This window comes from Caballeronia sp. LZ032 (genome assembly GCF_031451315.1).
GTDB lineage: Bacteria > Pseudomonadota > Gammaproteobacteria > Burkholderiales > Burkholderiaceae > Caballeronia.
In genome coordinates this window covers 2,475,139-2,492,446 of sequence record NZ_JARUXP010000001.1, presented here as the reverse complement: position 1 = coordinate 2,492,446, position 17,308 = coordinate 2,475,139, and the positions used below count along the sequence as shown (strand labels likewise).

The window sequence follows — 17,308 nt, the reverse complement described above, 5'->3', positions numbered from 1 at the left end:
GAACGCTTCAGACCTTGTGATGAATCCGCAAGCGCTCCATCAGATGCAGCGCGTTGGGCTGGGCATGGCCTTCGGCCGTGTTGTCGAAGACGCACCAGACCTCGGCCGTCTTTTTGGCGCGGGTGTGCAGCGTGCGCGCCAGATCGTCGAGATAGGTGTAGTTGTAGGAACTCTTGTAGAGCTCCGGCGAACCGTGCAGCCGCACATACACCAGTCCGCCATCCGCCCGGTGCCGGATTTCGCAGTCGTCGGGAATCGGGTCGGCGTCGACATAGGCGATGTGATGCGCCTTCAGCAGCGCGGCCGCGTGCGTCGTGAACCAGCCGTGCTCGCGCGCTTCGCAGGCAATCGGCAGATCCGTGCGCGCACGCAGCGTCTTGAAGAAAGGCTCGGCGATGTCGTGATCGAAGGGCAGGCTGGGCGGCAGTTGCACGAGCCAGCAACCCAGCCGGTCGCCCAGTTTGCCGGCGGCGTGCAGGAATTCGTCGAGCAGCGCTTCGCTGTCGACCAGTCGCGCTTCGTGCGTGATGGCCTTCGGCAGCTTGACCGAAAAGCGAAACGAGTCGGGGACGCTCTCCGCCCAGTGCGCGTAGGTTTCCGGCCGATGCGGCTTGTAGAAACTCGTGTTGATTTCGACGCACGTCAGCGTGTGCGCGTAGCGCTCGAGATGCGAGCCTTCGCCGGGGAAGCTGGCTGCGACAGCGCTCGACAGACCCCAGCCCGCGCAGCCGATGCGGATCGCGCCTTGTGGGCCGGGCTTGTGCAGATGGGGCAGTCGGTACGGCATGCGTTCGCGAAGCCTCCCTCTTGGGGTTCACTGCAAGTGGTTCACTGCAAGAACTCAGTGCCGCGCTTCTCCCGGCAGACCGGTGGAATCGTCGGACAGCGAGGACGCCTCGCCTTCCTCGTCCGCGTCATTCGAGCGCGCCCAGAAAAAGCGGTCAGGCAGATAGGCGCCCATGCCCGGTCGAAACGCGGCGCGCGCCGCCTGGAACACATATTCCTGAGCCTCGCGCGCGGCTTCCGCAGGCTCCTGGCCGTTCGCCAGCAAGGCGGCGATGGCCGAACCCATGGTATCCGTCAGACCGACGACGCGATGCACCGCCCGGTCCCATATGTCCTGACGCACTTGTCCCTCTTCGCTGTACAACGTGATCACGTGCCGGTGCGTACCCGCTTCCAGGGCCAGCACGTACTCGCAGCCCTGCGACAGCAGGTGTGAAATCGCCGTGTCCAGCGTGGGCGATTCCGCGTCGCTGTCCGGTTGCGCGAGTTGCAGCAGCGTGGCGTGATCGGCAATCAGCATGGTGGTCTGCGGCACGAGCAGATCGGCCAGCGACTCGCGCAACTCATCCGCGGCGAGCACGTGCTCGTCGTCGAGGGTGAAGTCGGGGGCGAGGATCAGCGGGACGTCATCGTAGTCGGAGACCACTTCGGCGATCGCCGACACGACTTCGGCCCGGGTCGCCGCGCCGATCTTGAACGCGGCTACCGGCATGTCCTCCAGCAACATGCGCGCCTGGGTTGCCACGGTATCGGGATCGAGGCCGGTCACTTCGTCGCAGGACGCGGAGTCGCGCACCGCGTAACCAGTCAGCACCGTGACGCCGTGACAGCCCATGCTCGCGAGCGTCAGCAGGTCGGCCTGCAGGCCGGAGCCGCCGGTGGGATCCGAGAGGCCGAAGGTGAGTACGATCGGTGGGGAGTCGCCGGTCATGGCAAAAGCGGACATTGTGGTATTGGATTGCTTGGATGGACATGGCGGCTCGGAGCGGGTCCGCCCGCGCGTGTTCAACTGTTCGCGCGAAGGAATGCCTGCTCGGACACGCTCCGATTATGCGGCCTAATGCCGTCCGACTGTTCTCTTTGCGCACTTTTTTCCGACGCGCTAGCCTTCGCATGGGAGCGGCACCGGAGCGACAAGATTACAACCCGCCTTGCGGGCGGGACGCTTGCTAGGCATCACTACAGCAACACGGTACCATCTTGTCCTAATTTCAACCGACCAATCGACCTGGCGTCAGTATGGAACAGAGCGAATCTCAACACGAACCGCGCAGCTGGATGTGCCTGATCTGTGGCTGGATCTATGACGAAGCAGCGGGCCTGCCCGAAGAGGGCATCCCGCCGGGAACCCGCTGGGAGGACGTCCCGATCAACTGGACCTGTCCCGAATGCGGAGCCCGCAAGGAAGACTTCGAGATGGTGCAGATCTGACTGACATGTTTTGACGCGCCGCATGACCTCCGTCATGCGGCGCGCGTTTTTTGGCGAGACGCCGACCGAGGTGGAGCACACCGCCGCCGGGCGCAGGGCATGCGGACCTTCCCGATCAGGCGTTGCGCCTTGGCAGCACGTATGCAGCATACACGCAGCATGTGCGCGCAACGGCCGGCCCTCCCGCGACGCCGGCTTCGCATCGACCGAAGACGCAGTGACGCAGTTCAACCGCGTGCGGCGGCCCATCGAGCCACACGCCCGCGCAACGGCTTGTGAGCGCCCGACATGACATCACGTCCCGATCTGCACGTTCCGTTCGAAGCCTTGCCCAATCCGCGCGGCGGATCGGTGCGGCTCGCCGAGATGGCCCTCACCGATGCCCAGCACGCCTTCCAGCGCCAGGGCGAAACCGGCGCGGCGCTGAAACGGGCGATCGCCGCGCTGCATTCGGCCGGCTGGCTGCCGGCGCAGCGCTTTGCGGAGGCACTGGCGCTGGTCGCGCCGCTGGGCGATGAATCCGACGCCAACCGTGCGCGCATCGCGGATGCGATCGCCATCTTCGGCGCCGCGGTGGAACGTCACAATTTGCGCGAGCTGGCCTGCTCGACAGCACTCTTCGATCACTATCGCGGGCTGCATGCGCTGCTGGCGGCGCACACGCGGGTGGCGCCCGTTTCGTACGACGACCTGGCGCTTGCCGGCCGCGCGATCGCTCCGGCGACGCTGCGCGGCTTCGCGCCCGAGCGGCTCGCGCGCGTGCGGGCGCATTACGAGGAAGCGCTGCTCAGGCTGCTGCGCGGACCGGCCGACGAATCCGCCGCTGCCTACGCTCGCCTGGATGCGTGCCTGGCCGATCTGCGCGGCCCGGATCCTTACGATTTCTGGCGGCTGGCGTCGTCGTGTGTCACGTCGTTGCGCGCGCGGGCCGAGCGTGCCGAACCTGACGACAGCGCCCGGCAGAACGCTCATGACGCCGATGCGAGACGTCTGTACGCGCGCTTCAACCTCGTGCTGGCCGATCAGGCGCACGCGCTGACCTACGCCCCGCGCTCGCTGGTGCGCGCGACCCTCGCACTGCTGTGGCGGGATTTCGCGCTGTACGGCGCGGCGCCGGAGGAGGCGGAGCATGTCGACGTGCTGCGCGACTACGGCCTGACGGTCGCGTGGCACGTGGCGTCTACGCTGGCGTCGGAGGCGGCGTGGGAAGAGGGCGCGGCGCAGGCCGGGGAACTTGCCCGCGACGCCGCCACGCGCGATCTCGGCGTGCTGCGCGTGAACGCGTTCGCCTACGAGGATTTTCTGCAGAGCGCGGAGACGGCCATCGAGGCGCTGGTCGAGCGGGGTGCGCAGGCGAGCGAAACCGGCACGGTGGATGAGGCGGCGGCGCTGTCGGCGGCGAATGCTTCGCATCGGCTGGGCGCGGCGGCGTGCGCGCTGGGGCTGGGCCATGTCGCGCTGCTCGCCGATACGCTCGGTCTCGCGTGGCGGCGCGTCGCGTATCACGGCGAAGCCCGCGGCGCAGCGCCTGCAGCACCCGAAGGCGCGACCCGCGGTCTCGACGCCACCGTGCCCGAACGCGCCGCGCACATGCTGCGCTCGATGCTGCATCAGGCGGCGGCGGGGATTGCGCCGTCGGAAGGGCGTGGCTCGATCGTCGCGCTTACCGCGATGATCGAAAAACCGATGCCCGTTACGCGTTAATCGTCATCGCTGGACCGGGGCTCGTCTGGCCGCTTGCCCGGCCCGCGCACCACGTCATAGCGCGCGAGCGTGCGTTTGCGCGCTGCTTCGTGATCCACCACCGGTTGCGGATAGTCCGCGCCGAGCGCGATCTTCGCGGCCTTGAGCGCGTCCGGTTTCGCGCGCCACGGCGCGTGGATGTCGCGATCCGACAGCCCCGCGATCTCCGGCACGTAATGGCGGATGAACTTGCCCGCCGAGTCGAACTTCTGTGACTGCGTGACCGGATTGAAGATGCGGAAATACGGCTGCGCATCGCAGCCACTCGACGCGGCCCACTGCCATCCGCCGTTGTTGTTCGACAGCTCGAAATCGTTCAGCAGCGCTTCGAAATAGGCTTCGCCACGCCGCCAGTCGATGCCGAGATCCTTGGTCAGGAAGCTCGCCACCACCATGCGCAGACGGTTGTGCATATAGCCCGATGTGTTGATCTGCCGCATGGCCGCATCGACGAGCGGATAGCCTGTCTGGCCGGCGCACCACGCGGCGAAGTCGGCCTCGGCGGCGTCGCCGGTTTCCCATTCGATCCGCTCGTACTCCGGCTTGAACGCACGATGTTCCCCCGGCACGCCAACATGCGGGAAATGGTGCAGCACGGAGAAGTAGAACTCACGCCAGATCAGCTCGCCGAGCCAGGTCTCGGCGCCCTTGTCGCCGTGCCGCTGCGCATCGTGCGCGCTGCGGGCAAGCGCGCGAGCGGACACGGTGCCGTGCCGCAAATGCACGCTGAGATAGCTCGGACCCTTCTGCGCGGGAAAGTCGCGCGTGCGGCCGTAGTCGGTCATGCGCTCGCGGAAGTCGTCGAAGAGTTCATACGCGCCGCTCGTGCCGGCGGGAAACGCCGGACCGTTTGCCTCCGCGAAACCGAGTTGCGCGAGCGACGGCATTGCGTGCTTCACATCGGAAGGCGGCTTCGCCAGCGCCTGAAGATGGTCCTCCGACGCATACGGTTTCAGCGCATCAGGCGTGAGCGTCGCGAGCCATTTGCGCTTGTACGGCGTGAACACGGTGTAGGGCTTGTTCGCGCCGGTCAGCACGTCGTCGTGATCGAAGACGGCCTGATCCTTGAAGGTGAAGAACGCGATGTCGTCGCTGGCGAGCCGCTTCGCCACGGCTTCGTCGCGCGCTTTCGCGGACGGCTCGTAGTCGCGGTTGGCGAAGACCGCATTCACGCCGCATGCGCGCGCCAGCGCGGGAATCTCGTGCAGCGGCGCGCCATGGCGCACGATCAGCGCGCCGCCCGCATCGTGCAAGGTGCGATTGAGTTCGACGCAACTGGCATGAATGAACGGCACGCGGCGGTCCTGCCGGGCCAGCGGCGCGAGGATTTCGCGATCGAAAACGAACGCGCACAGCACGCGGCGGCAGCGTGTAAGCGCGTGATAGAGTGCAGCATTGTCTGCCGCGCGCAGGTCCCGCCGAAACCAGACCAATCCCACATCGAAGTCGGCCATCTCGCAGCGCCTTTGTTAAAATCCTGAATTATGTCCAAGACTTCCGATCGCATCAATTTGACGAATCAGTTCCTGATCGCCATGCCGAGCATGGCCGATCCGACGTTCTCAGGAACCGTGGTCTATCTTTGCGATCACACCGAGAAGGGCGCGCTGGGTCTCGTCATCAACCGGCCGACCGACATCGATCTGCAGTCCCTCTTCAACCGCATCGATCTCAAGCTCGAGATCGAGCCGCTGGTTCACTTGCCCGTGTACTTCGGCGGTCCCGTGCAGACCGAGCGCGGCTTCGTGCTGCACGAAGCCGGCGACGGCGAGCCGTATAGCTCATCCATGAGCGTGCCCGGCGGCCTGGCCATGACCACGTCGAAGGACGTGCTCGAAGCCGTCGCAAGCGGCACGGGTCCCGAACGTTTCCTGCTCACGTTGGGTCATGCAGGCTGGGGCGCGGGCCAGCTCGAGGAAGAAATCTCGAAGAACGGCTGGCTCACCGTGGAAGCCGATCCGCGCATCATCTTCGACGTCCCTGCCGAAGACCGTCTCGAAGCCGCGCTCTCGCTGCTCGGCGTGTCGCGCTCGATGTTGTCCGGCGAAGCAGGGCACGCATGAGCCGCGAAGCCACGCTGCTGGCATTCGACTACGGCGAAAAACGTATCGGTGTCGCCGTCGGCAATACGCTCACCCGTCAGGCACGCGCACTTCTCACGCTGGAAAACCGCAACTCGGACTATCGCTTCCTCGAAGTCGGCAAGCTGCTGGATGAATGGAAGCCGAACGCCGTGGTGGTCGGCATGCCGATGCATCCCGACGGTACGCCGCACAAGATGAGCGGGCTGGCCAAGCGCTTCGGCAATCAGGTGAACGGGCGTTTCAACGTGCCCGTGCAATGGGTGGACGAACGTTATTCCTCCGTCGATGCCAAAGCCGACCTGCGCGAACGCGGCGTGCGCACCAATGCGCGCGGCCGCTTCGACGAAATCGATGCCGAAGCCGCCCGCGTCATCCTTCAACAATATCTTGACGAACTAGCCGACGATCATGAGTTCCATTGACGCCGAAGCGCTGTATCGCGCGCTCGTCGAGCAGATTCGCAGCGCTTACGGTCCCTCGCTCGACGCACCCGACGGCGCCGTGCTCGCCGGCATCTACAGCGGCGGCGTGTGGCTGGCCGAACGGCTCGCGCAGGACCTCGGTGCGCCGCATTTCGGCGTGGTGAACGTGGCGCTGCATCGCGACGATTACGCGAAAAAGGGCCTGCACAGCCAGGCGCGCCCGACTGAACTGCCGTTCGACGTGAATGGCCGCCGCATCATCCTGATCGACGACGTGCTGTCCACCGGCCGCACCGTGCGCGCGGCGATCAACGAGCTGTACGACTACGGCCGGCCCGCGTCGATCGACCTCGCGGTGCTCGCGGATCGCGGCGGACGCGAGATGCCGATCGCGGCGCGCTTCACCGGCGGCATGGTCGACGTGCCGGCGGGCGACACCCTCGTGCTGGCGCGCAACGAATCCAACGCGTTCACTTTCACGACGGAACCGCGCGCGCAGTGACGCGCGGCTTCGAGCTTTCTCCAGAGAAACACCCGGGATCATCATGAATACGGCAACCCAGGGCGCGGACAGCGCGGCGAATCCCCCGGCCGAACCCTTCCGCTACGGCTTCCTCAAGGGCAATCCGCAGCTCACGAAGAACGGCGAACTCAAGCATCTGCTGACCATCGAGGGCTTGCCGCGTTCGATCGTCACGCACATCCTCGACACCGCCGAGCAGTTCGTGAGCGTGACCGACCGCGAAGTGAAGAAGGTGCCGCTGCTGCGCGGCAAGTCGGTGTTCAACCTGTTCTTCGAGAACTCCACACGCACGCGCACCACGTTTGAGATCGCGGCCAAGCGCTTGTCGGCGGACGTGCTGAACCTCAACATCAACGCGTCGTCGACGAGCAAGGGCGAATCGCTGCTCGACACGATCAACAATCTCTCGGCGATGCATGCCGACATGTTCGTCGTGCGTCACGCATCGAGCGGCGCGCCGTATCTGATCGCCGAGCATTGCGCGCCGCACGTGCACGTCATCAACGCAGGCGACGGCCGTCACGCGCACCCCACGCAGGGTCTGCTCGACATGTACACGATCCGCCACTACAAGCGCGACTTCACGAAGCTGCGCGTGGCGATCGTCGGCGACATCCTGCATTCGCGCGTCGCGCGTTCGGACATTCATGCGCTGACCACGCTCGGCGTGCCCGAAGTGCGCGCCATCGGTCCGCGCACGCTGTTGCCCGGCAACCTCGAGCAGATGGGCGTGCACGTCTATCACAATCTCGACGAAGGCCTGAAGGGCGTCGACGTCATCATCATGCTGCGCCTGCAGAACGAGCGCATGAGCGGCGCGCTGCTGCCGTCGGCGCAGGAGTACTTCAAGAGCTGGGGTCTCACGCCCGAGCGTCTCGCGCTCGCCGCGCCCGATGCCATCGTGATGCATCCGGGGCCGATGAACCGCGGCGTCGAGATCGACTCGCAGGTGGCCGATGGCCCGCAGTCGGTGATCCTCAACCAGGTGACCTTCGGTATCGCCGTGCGCATGGCGGTCATGGGCATCGTGGCCGGCAACAGTGACTAAGAACGCGACATGAAGATCCAGATTCAAGGCGGCACGATCATCGATCCGGCCGCGGGCACCGAGACACGCCAGGACGTGTTCATTGCGGCGGGCAGGATCGTCGGCGTGGGCGCGGCGCCCGCCGACTTCACGGCGGCGAAGGTGATCGACGCCAATGGGCTGTACGTGGCGCCGGGCTTCGTCGATTTGTCGGCGCGGCTGCGCGAACCGGGCTTCGAACACAAGGCGACGCTCGAATCGGAAATGGCCGCGGCCATGGCGGGCGGCGTGACGAGTCTCGTGTGTCCGCCCGACACCGACCCGACGCTCGACGAACCCGGTCTCGTCGAGATGCTCAAGTTCCGCGCGCAGAAGCTGCATCAGGCGCATGTGTATCCGCTCGGCGCGCTGACGGTGGGACTGAAGGGCGAGACCATCACCGAGATGGTCGAGCTGACCGAAGCGGGCTGCATCGGCTTCTCGCAGGCCGATAACCCGATCGTCGATACGCGCACACTGCAACGCGCGCTGCAATACGCGACCACCTACGGCTATACCGTGTGGCTGCGTCCGCAGGATGCGTACATGTCGAAGGGCGGCGTCGCGGCGAGCGGCCCGGTGGCGTCGCGGCTCGGGCTGTCCGGCGTGCCGGTGTCGGCGGAGACCATCGCGCTGCACACGCTGTTCGAACTGATGCGCGTGACGGGCGCGCGCGTGCACCTGTCGCATCTGTCGTCGGCGGCGGGCATCGCGCTGGTGCGCGCGGCGAAGGCCGAAGGGCTCGCCGTCTCCGCCGACGTGACCATCAATCACGTGCATCTGGTGGACGTGGACATCGGCTATTTCGATTCGCAGTTCCGCCTCGATCCGCCGCTGCGCTCGCAGCGCGACCGCGAGGCGATTCGCGCGGGTCTGGTGGACGGCACCATCGACGCGATCTGTTCCGATCACACGCCGCTCGACGAAGACGAAAAGCTGTTGCCGTTTGCCGAAGCGACACCGGGCGCGACGGGCCTCGAACTGCTGCTGTCGCTGACGGTGAAGTGGGCGCGCGAGGCGGACGTGCCGCTGGCGAAGGCGCTTTCGCGCATCACGTCGGCGCCGGCGGATGCGCTGAAGCTGCCGGCGGGACGCATCGTGACGGGCGCGCTCGCCGATGTCTGCGTGTTCGATGCGAACGCCGACTGGCGCGTCGATCCGCGCAAGCTCAGGAGCCAGGGCCGCAATACGCCGTTCCTGGGCTACGAACTGCCGGCGCGCGTGCGTGCGACGGTGGTCGGCGGCCATCTCGCCTACGAGAGCCGCTGAACATGAGACTGACGCTGCGCAAACTGCGGCTGCTCGTCCACTTGCTGGTGGGCATGGGGATCGTCGCAACGCGGTTTCCGCGTGCTTCCGCGAGCGAGCGCAGCGCGATGAACCGCGTCTGGTCGATCGAGATGCTGCGGCTCGCGGGCATGAAGCTCGTCGTGCACAACGACGAAGCACGGCTCGATGCCGGCGTGCTGGTGGTCGGCAATCACGTGTCGTGGATCGATATTTATGTGATTAACGCGTGGCGTCCGACGCCGTTCGTGTCGAAGGCGGAGATCCGCAAGTGGCCGGTGGTCGGCTGGCTCGCGCAGCAACTGGACACGGTGTTCGTGCAGCGCGAGAAGCGCAGCGACGCGAAGCGCATCATGCACGAACTCGCGCAACGGCTGATGGCGGGCGAGACGATGTGCGTGTTTCCCGAAGGCACCACGAGCGATGGCCGCACGCTGCTGCCGTTCCATGCGAATTTGTTCCAGGCGGCCGTGTCGGCGTCGGTGCCGGTGCAGCCGATCTGCCTGAGGTACGAGGATGCGCAGGGCCGGCAATCGGTGGCGCCTGCGTATATCGGCGACATGTCGCTCAACGATTCGCTCGATGCGCTGTTGCGCGCGGGCGAGATCACCGCGCATCTCTACGTGTGCAATCCGCTTGCGCCGGGCGCGGACCGGCGGCTGCTCGCGAGCGAGGCGCAGGCTGCGGTGAGCGCGGCGCTCGATCAGATGCGCGGCGCGCCGGCTGTCGTCAGCGAGCCGCTGTTGGTCGAGCCGGTCGTCACTTCTTCATCGAACAACTCACCTGCGTGACGACGCGCTGCGCCGGATCGGCCGTGAGCCGCACCGCCGACAGCTTGTTGCCCCACACGCAGCCCGAGTCCAGGCACAGCACGTTGTCGCGGATCATCAGACCGAGCGCGGCCCAGTGGCCGAACACCACCGTCACGTCCTGCGTGCGGCGTCCGGGCACGTCGAACCACGGCAGATAGCCGGGCGGCGCGGCATCCGGGCCGCCGTTGTTGGCGAACTCCATCGCGCCTTCGGGCGTGCAGAAGCGGATGCGCGTCAGCGCGTTGTAGATCACGCGCAGGCGGTCGAGGCCCGTGAGCGTGTCATCCCAGCGATGCGGCTCATTCCCGTACAGGCCCGCCAGCGTCTCCTTCCAGTCCGGTGCGCGCAAGGCGGTTTCGAGTTCATGCGCGAGCGTCATGGTCAGCGCGGCGTCCCATTGCGGCAGCACGCCCGCGTGCACCATCAGCATGCCGTGCTCGAAGTGCGCGACGGGTTTGTGCCGCACCCATTCGATGAGTTCGTCCGCATCGGGGGCGGCGAGGATCTCGTCGAGCGTGTCGCCTTTCTTCGGCTTGCGCAGACCCGCCGCGACCGACAGCAGGTTCAGGTCGTGATTGCCGAGCACGACCGTGGCGCGCGAGCCGAGCGCGATCACTTCGCGCAAGGTCTGCAAGGACTGCGGCCCGCGATTGATCAGGTCGCCCGCGAACCAGAGCGGCACGTCGTCGGCGACGGCCGCCTTTTTGAGCAGGCGCTCGAAGGGCTCGCAGCAGCCTTGCAGGTCGCCGAAGACGAGAGGAGCGAGAGCGGTGTCGAGGCTGGAGGTCAGGGCGTCGGTCATTGAAGAAGAAGCGGGGAAAGGTGGTTCAGCTCATTATGAAACAGCCGGTGAAGACTGTCCGCGCAGCACTGGCTAGTCCAGCACCCCCGCCGCATCAAACCGCGCCGCCCAGCTGTTCTCCACGCGATAAGCCTCGATCTCCGCCGCGCCCGCCTGACTGCGCAACGCGGCTTCCACGGCGCCGCCGAGCTGTTCCGGCGCATCCACCAGAAAGGTCGCGGGCTCGCCGGCGCGCAGCTTCATCTCACCGAACGCCGTCGAGATGACGGGCAGCCCCATCGCCCGATACTCGTAGTACTTGATCGGATCGACACCGTCCGTCAGCTGGTTGCGGATGAACGGAATCAGCCCGATGTCGAACGCGCGCATCGCTTCGAGCGCTTCCGCATGCGCGACCGGCGGCAGCATCTGCACGTTGCCCGGCAGCGCGCCCGGCGGCGCGGAGAACACCGGACCGATCAGCCGGATGGTGTCGGCGGGACGCTGGCGCGCGAGCGCGGTAAGCCACGCCCAGTCGAACCACGGCCCCATCGTGCCGAGATAGCCGATGACCTTCGGCTGGCCGTCGCCGAGCCGCGCGAGCTTCTCCAGGTCGGCGGCGGGCAGGATCGCCGGGTCCAGGCCGTTGTAGACGAGCCGCGCGTCGGGACGAAGCGTCTGCCAGCGGGCGCGCAACGCCGTCGATGACACCAGCAGCCGGTCCACGTCCGTGGCGATGCGCGCCTCGACCCGCGCCAGCGCCGTGCGCGAGATGCCGGTATAGAAGGCCGGAAAATCGTCCATGCTGTCATAGGCCGAACGCGCCGCACGTGCATGACGCAGCAGGTCGAAGGCCAGCGCACTCGGCTTGCCGATGACCAGCAGCGTCTCGCCCTCGGCGCAGAAGCGCGCCACGCGGCCCGCCAGCGACCGCCAGCCCATGCGATTGAGCAGCGTGCCGCCGGGCATCGGTTCGAGCGGCAGCGCGCGCACGCCCTCGACGGTGACCCAGTCAGGACGAGCCACGCTCGCGCCCGAAGCGCCGCTCGAAGGCCGCCGCAGGTCGCGCAAGGCGGGCAGGCGCGTCGCGTAGGGATCGATCCACAAGACACGGCCGCCGGTCGCGGCATGGAACCATTCGACAAACTTGTGCGGGCGCTGCGCGAAGCTGGCCCACGGCAGCGGCGAGAGATAGACGAGTTGCCGCATCAGTGAAGGCTGCTTGCGTGACGAGGCGTGGCGGGCGGCATGCGCGGGTTCCTCACCACGTGTAGTCGACATAGAACTGCGGATAGTCGCGCCACTTTTCCTTGAAGTACTGCGCATTGCGCAGGAACAGCGCGGTGTACTTGTCGCTGCCCGAATTGGCCTGCGTGGTCTGGTGCGGCTGATGCCGGATGCCCGAGAGATCGCGGAACGTCACCTTCATGTCGAGCGCCTTGATCTGGAAGCAGAGATCGGTGTCCTCGAAGCAGGTGGGATCGTAGAAGGTATCGAAGCCATGTGTCGCGTCGAAGGTGCGGCGGCGCATGAAGAAGCCGCTCGTGCCAAGGAAGCCGATGTCGGCGCGATAGCCGTCGCGGATCGCCACGGCGTTCATCGCGCGGTTCGGGCAGTAGTCCGCGATCATCCCGCCCAGGTCGGTGCGGGTCTTGTCGAACCAGCCGGCGTTCCAGCCGATCACGCCCACGCTCGCATCGGTTTCCAGCACGCGCAGCGCCTCGGCGAAGCCCGACGAGCCCGCGAACCACTGGTCGCTGTCGAAGAAGGCGATGTACCGGCCAGTGCTGTGCTCGACGCCGAGATTGCGGCCCGACGAGCAGCCATTCTCCGGATTGCGCACGAGCTTCACTTGCGGGAACTGCTGCTCGACGATCTCCGCGCCGCCATCGACGCTCGCGTTGTCCACCACGACGACATCCGCGAGATAGGGCGAACAATGCGCGAGCAGGGTTTCGAGCGCCCGCGCGATGATCTTCGCGTTGTTGTGGATCAGGATCACGACGCTCACGTCATGGCGCGGTACAGGCGGGCACAGATGTTCGAGGCGGCCGAGCCAGCTGTTCCTCGCGACGAAGGCGTCGTCGGGGCGCGCGGACGGCTCCGCCCGGCCAAGCTCGGCGCAGCGCGCAACGAACGACGCTTCGTCCTCGCAGACATGGAGGTCCGCCGACGGCGTGATGCCGAAATCGAGCGAGGTCACGACCGGCTTGCGCAGATGCAGGCCGGCATAGAGGCCCGCGGTCGCGTCGCCGTCGACGAGCGCGTTGCGCAGCAGCGGGAAGAACAGGAAATGGGCATGCGCGACATAGGCCGGCAGCGCTGCGAGCGGCTCGGCGGCGCGCACGACGACGTTCGCCGGCATGCCCGGCGCGGCCGCACCGGTGCCGATGAAGCAGAAGGTGAGTTCCGGCGCCTGTTCCGCGCTGCGCCGCACGAGCGACCAGTCGATCGCTTCGAGACCGTTCACGCAGAAGCACAGCGCCACGCGGCCGTTCTTCGGCACGAAGCCGGCGGGCGCGTCGTAGGTCTTGTACGGATCGAACACGGTGTGCAGCGCGGCGCCCGGCAGCACTTCCACGGCGTCGCGCTGCTGCCGCACGGCGTCCGCGAGCGCGGGCGTCGCAACGGTGCAGCGGTCGGCCTGCGCGAGCAGCGTCGACAGCATCGCGCGATGCGGCTCGGCGGCGTGGGTCCAGTCGTAGGCGACATCGAACACGGTCTCGACGCCGCGATGCTTCGCGAACAGGAAGAACGGGCTCACGCGCGCGTCCGGCACGCCGATCACGAGGCGCGCGGCTTCGGACACGCGCTCGAACACGTATTCGAGCGTGACGGCGTCGATCGAATGGTGAATCAGGCCGGGGATCTGCAAGGCGTCCGAACGCGGCGCAACGGACGCCTTGTCCTGCGGCGACACGTACAGATAGATCACGCGATGGCCCGCATGCAGCGCCGCCAGCGCCAGCTGCGCATGACGGTGCGTCCCGCCAGCCCAGTCGTAGCGATGCTGCGAGACGATCACCAGCTCGGAACGCTGCAACTGCGCCGATGCCTGGAACCACAGGTCCGGATCCGTTGGCGAGAGCCCATGGCGGGAGGCGTCGAGAATCTCCCGGACCTGCCCGTTCTGCAGCGCCTGGCGCGAGCGAGTGTGACGTTTCGCCGCTGACGCGAGCGCGCGCAGGCCGCCGTTGCGCAGGATGTAGAGCGCGCGTTCCGTATAGGTGCGCGGAGCGGAAAAAAACTTGCGGACAAGCATGTTCGGACCCAGTGATGATGAGGGGACGCTTACGGTCGCGGTCCCGGCCGGCTCGACGTTCGAGGCGTCCGGTGCGGCAGTCGCGGCAGGCGTCATGCCCAGTGTTGGTTCGTGTCGGGTTTGATTCTCGCGAATCTCGCGATTCTCGTGATTGCGGTGATTCTCGAGACTTTTGCGCATCTGGGCGAGTTCGGCTTGCGCGGCGGCCAGCTCGTCCTGCGCGAACGTGAGCGACTCGTAGAGTGCTTCGTTTTTCTGCCGGCTTGCTTCGAGTTCGCGTCGCAGCGTGGCGAGGCCGGCGTCCGCCTCTTGCGCCTCTTCCGCGTTCTGCACGCCGGGAGCCGCGCCCGCGCGTTGCAACGCGTTGAACATCTCGCTCAGCTCCTGCACGCGCTTCTCGTGCTCGGCGGACTGCGCGAGCGCCGCCTGTTCCGCCGCCTTCGCCGAGGCGGCCTGCGCTTCGCTCATCGCGAGCTGGCCGTCGCGAAAGCGCAGGAGTTCGAGGGCTTTCTCGCGCATGCGCTGAGCCGCATTCTTCTGCCAGATGGTCTGTTCGAGCCACGTGCTCATCCAGTCGAAGTCGCGGTTCTGCCAGCTGTCCTTCGGACGGGCGGCCTCGCGTGCGCGCGCCATCGCGGCATCGAGCATGGCGTCATGCGCCCCCGACGACGCCGCCAGTTCCGCCAGCCGCTCCGGTGCGATCGTCCACGCCGGTGCGTCGCCGCCGGTCAGGCGATGCAGCGCGTGGCTGAAACGCGCATTGTTGTCAGTGAGTTGCAAGCGCAGGTCGGCGGGCATGCCGGCCATGTCGTGCGCCAGCGTCATCTTGCGGTCGTATTCGAGCGCGGCCGTCGGGATCTCCGAGGCGATCGTCATGATGCTCGCATGCAGGCGCATCGAGAACGCGGCGTCGCACTGGCGCAGCAGCGTCAGTGCTTCGTCCGGCGTGAGCCGGTCCACGACGATGCCGGGAATGGCGTCGCCCAGCTGGCTCTGCATCGTTTCGAGGAACGCGCGGTCCGAGGTCTGCTCGCGCGCGCTCTCCGACCACTGGAAGCCCACCCACACCACCGACCATTCTGGCGTCAATGTTTCGCGCAAGGCCGTGAGCAGCTTCTCCTCCCAGTCGTGCGAGAACTCCCACAGCCGCGCGATGATCGCGAGCTTCTTGCGTCCGGCAAGCGTCTCGATGCCCGGCGCTTCGAATGCGGCCGGCTCGCGGCTCGCGGCGTCCGCCACATAGCCCCAGCCGGGATCGGCGCCGATCGCGATCTCGCGCGTCACGCCGAGCGAGCGCAGCAGCGCGAGCGAATCGGCATCGCGCAGCGTCACGTCGTCGGCGTGCTCGAAGACGTCTTTCACCACCTCTTGCGCCTGCGGCTGGTTGAGCGGTCCGACGCCGTGTCCCCAGATCGCCGTGCGCACGCCGAACTGGCGCGCCATGTAGAAGACGCGCGCGTAGGCCGCGATGTCGTTCTGCGTCGGGTCGTATAGCGCCTCGAGGTGGAACGGATGATGATCCTGGAAGATCCCGCCGCCGCCGAACACCAGCAGGTCGGCGCCGGCAAGCGCGCGGCCGACTTCGCCGAGATTGAAGTAGTCCACCGCCTCGATGCCGAACGCCTCGCGCGTGTAGGCGGGGTTGTTGCTCAGCGCGACGAGCTCGCCGCCGCGCGCCTGCACCTGCGCGGCGAGCGCGGCGAGCAGCAGTTCATCGCCGATATTGGGCGCGCCGTAATAGCCGACGGCGACCACCCTGATCCGGTCCGACATCACGCGATCCTCCGTGCTCATTGCGAAAAGTCGAAAGCGGGGCAAGGCGCGAGCCAGCCCGAGCCGCCGTCGGCCTGCGGCAGCACGTCGATGTGCCCGGCATAGGGCAGCCGCGCATGACGCTTGTATTCGCCCGACTCGACATCGCCGACGCCGATCGCAACCACATAGCGGTTGCCCGAGAAGTTGGCGCGCAGCGACCACGTGAAGTGATACGTGCCCGGCTCGAGCGCGTCCATCGCAATGTTCATGTGCTGTGTCGTGGTGCTCCACAGCACGATGTCGTCCACGCTCTTCAGCTGCACGCCGAAGCACGGCCGGAGATTCGGCTGCGACACCCGGATCGACACGGTGACGCGGAACGGATCGTCGAACGAGAAAGTGGTGCGTTCGCGGCCGTCTTCGTTGGTGATCTTCACGTCGAGGATCGAGGTCTTGTCGGACTCCACCTTCTTCGTTTCCGCGCCGCTCTCCGACGCCGCGCGCTCGCCTTCGGGCACGTCGATGTCGATCGCCCGGCCGCCTTCCTCATCGACGAGATCGTTCGCATAGAGCTTCACGACGTCGCGGCACGGACCGTCCTTGATCAAGTGGCCGCGCTTCAGGTAGATGGCGCGGTCGCAGTACTCGACCAGCGTGTTGGTGGAGTGCGTGACCAGCAGGATGGTGACGCCCGCCTTCTGCATGTCGCGGATGCGCGTGAGGCACTTGGTCTGGAACGCGGTGTCGCCGACAGCCAGCGCCTCGTCGACGACCAGCAGGTCCGGCGAGACGTGGATTGCCACGGCGAACGCGAGCCGCACGTACATGCCGGACGAATAGGTCTTGACCGGCTGGTCGATGAACTCGCCGATATCGGCAAAGGCTTCGATCTCGTGGAAGCGCGCCGCGATTTCCTCGCCCGACACGCCCATGATGCGCGCCGACAGCAGCACGTTCTCGCGCCCGCTGAATTCCGGATTGAAGCCCGCGCCCAGTTCGAGCAGCGCGGAGATGCGGCCGTTGACGTCGATCTCGCCGCTGGTGGGCGAAAGCGTGCCCGCGATGATCTGCAGCAGCGTGGACTTGCCCGAACCATTGCGTCCGATGATGCCGATGGTCTCGCCACGCTTCACCGAAAACGAGACGTTGTGCAATGCCCAGAAGTTGCGGCCGTACTCGCGCGGGGCGCGGCCCGGCATGCGGATGCGCGAGGCCAGCGACTGGCGCAGGCGGTCGGCGGGCTTGTCGTAGATCCGGAACAGCTTGGAGATGCGCTCGACATTCACGAGCACGTGATCCGCGTTATCCGGCGAGGGGTTCGCGACAGGTGGCATGGACATTTCGATGAACGGCGGG

At 66.7% G+C, this 17,308-nt stretch carries 15 protein-coding genes; 8 read left to right on the top strand and 7 right to left on the bottom strand.

All coding sequences use genetic code 11. The features are described from left to right. Nucleotides 1-7 precede the first annotated feature (7 nt). Both QCE69_RS11625 and QCE69_RS11620 read right to left on the bottom strand, forming a co-directional pair. Entirely contained in the window at nucleotides 8-787 is a 780-nt protein-coding gene (locus QCE69_RS11625) for a DUF72 domain-containing protein (RefSeq protein ID WP_309918163.1), read from the bottom strand. Nucleotides 788-841: 54 nt separating this feature from the next. Beyond that, nucleotides 842-1,717 (bottom strand): hydroxymethylpyrimidine/phosphomethylpyrimidine kinase, encoded by an 876-nt coding sequence (locus QCE69_RS11620; RefSeq protein ID WP_309931635.1) that lies wholly within the window; start codon nucleotides 1,715-1,717, stop codon nucleotides 842-844. 308 nt (nucleotides 1,718-2,025) lie between these two features. Between QCE69_RS11620 and QCE69_RS11615 the strand changes: the two genes are divergently transcribed. Then, on the top strand, nucleotides 2,026-2,217 hold the full coding sequence (locus tag QCE69_RS11615; RefSeq protein ID WP_309809560.1) for a rubredoxin: 192 nt from the start codon (nucleotides 2,026-2,028) through the stop codon (nucleotides 2,215-2,217). A 288-nt stretch (nucleotides 2,218-2,505) separates the two neighbouring features. Next, complete coding sequence (locus tag QCE69_RS11610; protein ID WP_309930804.1) at nucleotides 2,506-3,921, top strand: hypothetical protein; 1,416 nt, start codon at nucleotides 2,506-2,508, stop codon at nucleotides 3,919-3,921. Here QCE69_RS11610 and QCE69_RS11605 read toward each other — a convergent pair. Continuing rightward, nucleotides 3,918-5,414, bottom strand: a complete 1,497-nt coding sequence (locus QCE69_RS11605; protein ID WP_309930802.1) for a deoxyribodipyrimidine photo-lyase — start codon at nucleotides 5,412-5,414, stop codon at nucleotides 3,918-3,920. The genes QCE69_RS11610 and QCE69_RS11605 overlap by 4 nt on opposite strands. Before the next feature lie 30 nt (nucleotides 5,415-5,444). Between QCE69_RS11605 and QCE69_RS11600 the strand changes: the two genes are divergently transcribed. The 6 genes from QCE69_RS11600 to QCE69_RS11575 are packed head-to-tail and all read left to right on the top strand — an operon-like array spanning nucleotide 5,445 to nucleotide 10,133. Further along, complete coding sequence (locus QCE69_RS11600; RefSeq protein ID WP_309809555.1) at nucleotides 5,445-6,023, top strand: YqgE/AlgH family protein; 579 nt, start codon at nucleotides 5,445-5,447, stop codon at nucleotides 6,021-6,023. Continuing rightward, nucleotides 6,020-6,466, top strand: coding sequence for a Holliday junction resolvase RuvX (gene ruvX / locus QCE69_RS11595; RefSeq protein WP_309809553.1), 447 nt, complete (start codon nucleotides 6,020-6,022; stop codon nucleotides 6,464-6,466). The genes QCE69_RS11600 and ruvX overlap by 4 nt, the downstream gene beginning before the upstream one ends. Then, nucleotides 6,453-6,968, top strand: a complete 516-nt coding sequence (gene pyrR, locus QCE69_RS11590; protein ID WP_309930800.1) for a bifunctional pyr operon transcriptional regulator/uracil phosphoribosyltransferase PyrR — start codon at nucleotides 6,453-6,455, stop codon at nucleotides 6,966-6,968. The genes ruvX and pyrR overlap by 14 nt, the downstream gene beginning before the upstream one ends. 43 nt (nucleotides 6,969-7,011) lie before the next feature. Then, entirely contained in the window at nucleotides 7,012-8,037 is a 1,026-nt protein-coding gene (locus tag QCE69_RS11585; RefSeq protein ID WP_309902624.1) for an aspartate carbamoyltransferase catalytic subunit, read from the top strand. Between the two features lie 9 nt (nucleotides 8,038-8,046). Next, complete coding sequence (locus QCE69_RS11580) at nucleotides 8,047-9,324, top strand: dihydroorotase (protein WP_309918146.1); 1,278 nt, start codon at nucleotides 8,047-8,049, stop codon at nucleotides 9,322-9,324. A 2-nt stretch (nucleotides 9,325-9,326) separates the two neighbouring features. After that, nucleotides 9,327-10,133, top strand: coding sequence for a lysophospholipid acyltransferase family protein (locus QCE69_RS11575; RefSeq protein ID WP_309918143.1), 807 nt, complete (start codon nucleotides 9,327-9,329; stop codon nucleotides 10,131-10,133). Here QCE69_RS11575 and QCE69_RS11570 read toward each other — a convergent pair. The 4 genes from QCE69_RS11570 to QCE69_RS11555 all read right to left on the bottom strand — a co-directional run bounded on the left by QCE69_RS11570 (nucleotide 10,102) and on the right by QCE69_RS11555 (nucleotide 17,286). Then, the gene (locus tag QCE69_RS11570) at nucleotides 10,102-10,956 is read right to left on the bottom strand and encodes a symmetrical bis(5'-nucleosyl)-tetraphosphatase (protein ID WP_309930798.1); all 855 of its coding nucleotides are present in this window, start codon (nucleotides 10,954-10,956) and stop codon (nucleotides 10,102-10,104) included. The two genes, QCE69_RS11575 and QCE69_RS11570, sit on opposite strands and share 32 nt — an antisense overlap. A 72-nt stretch (nucleotides 10,957-11,028) precedes the next feature. Next, nucleotides 11,029-12,216, bottom strand: a complete 1,188-nt coding sequence (locus QCE69_RS11565) for a glycosyl transferase (RefSeq protein WP_309930796.1) — start codon at nucleotides 12,214-12,216, stop codon at nucleotides 11,029-11,031. Next, nucleotides 12,197-15,991, bottom strand: coding sequence for a polysaccharide pyruvyl transferase family protein (locus tag QCE69_RS11560; protein ID WP_309930794.1), 3,795 nt, complete (start codon nucleotides 15,989-15,991; stop codon nucleotides 12,197-12,199). The genes QCE69_RS11565 and QCE69_RS11560 overlap by 20 nt, the downstream gene beginning before the upstream one ends. Then, nucleotides 15,988-17,286, bottom strand: a complete 1,299-nt coding sequence (locus QCE69_RS11555; RefSeq protein WP_309918132.1) for an ABC transporter ATP-binding protein — start codon at nucleotides 17,284-17,286, stop codon at nucleotides 15,988-15,990. The genes QCE69_RS11560 and QCE69_RS11555 overlap by 4 nt, the downstream gene beginning before the upstream one ends. Nucleotides 17,287-17,308: the final 22 nt, after the last annotated feature.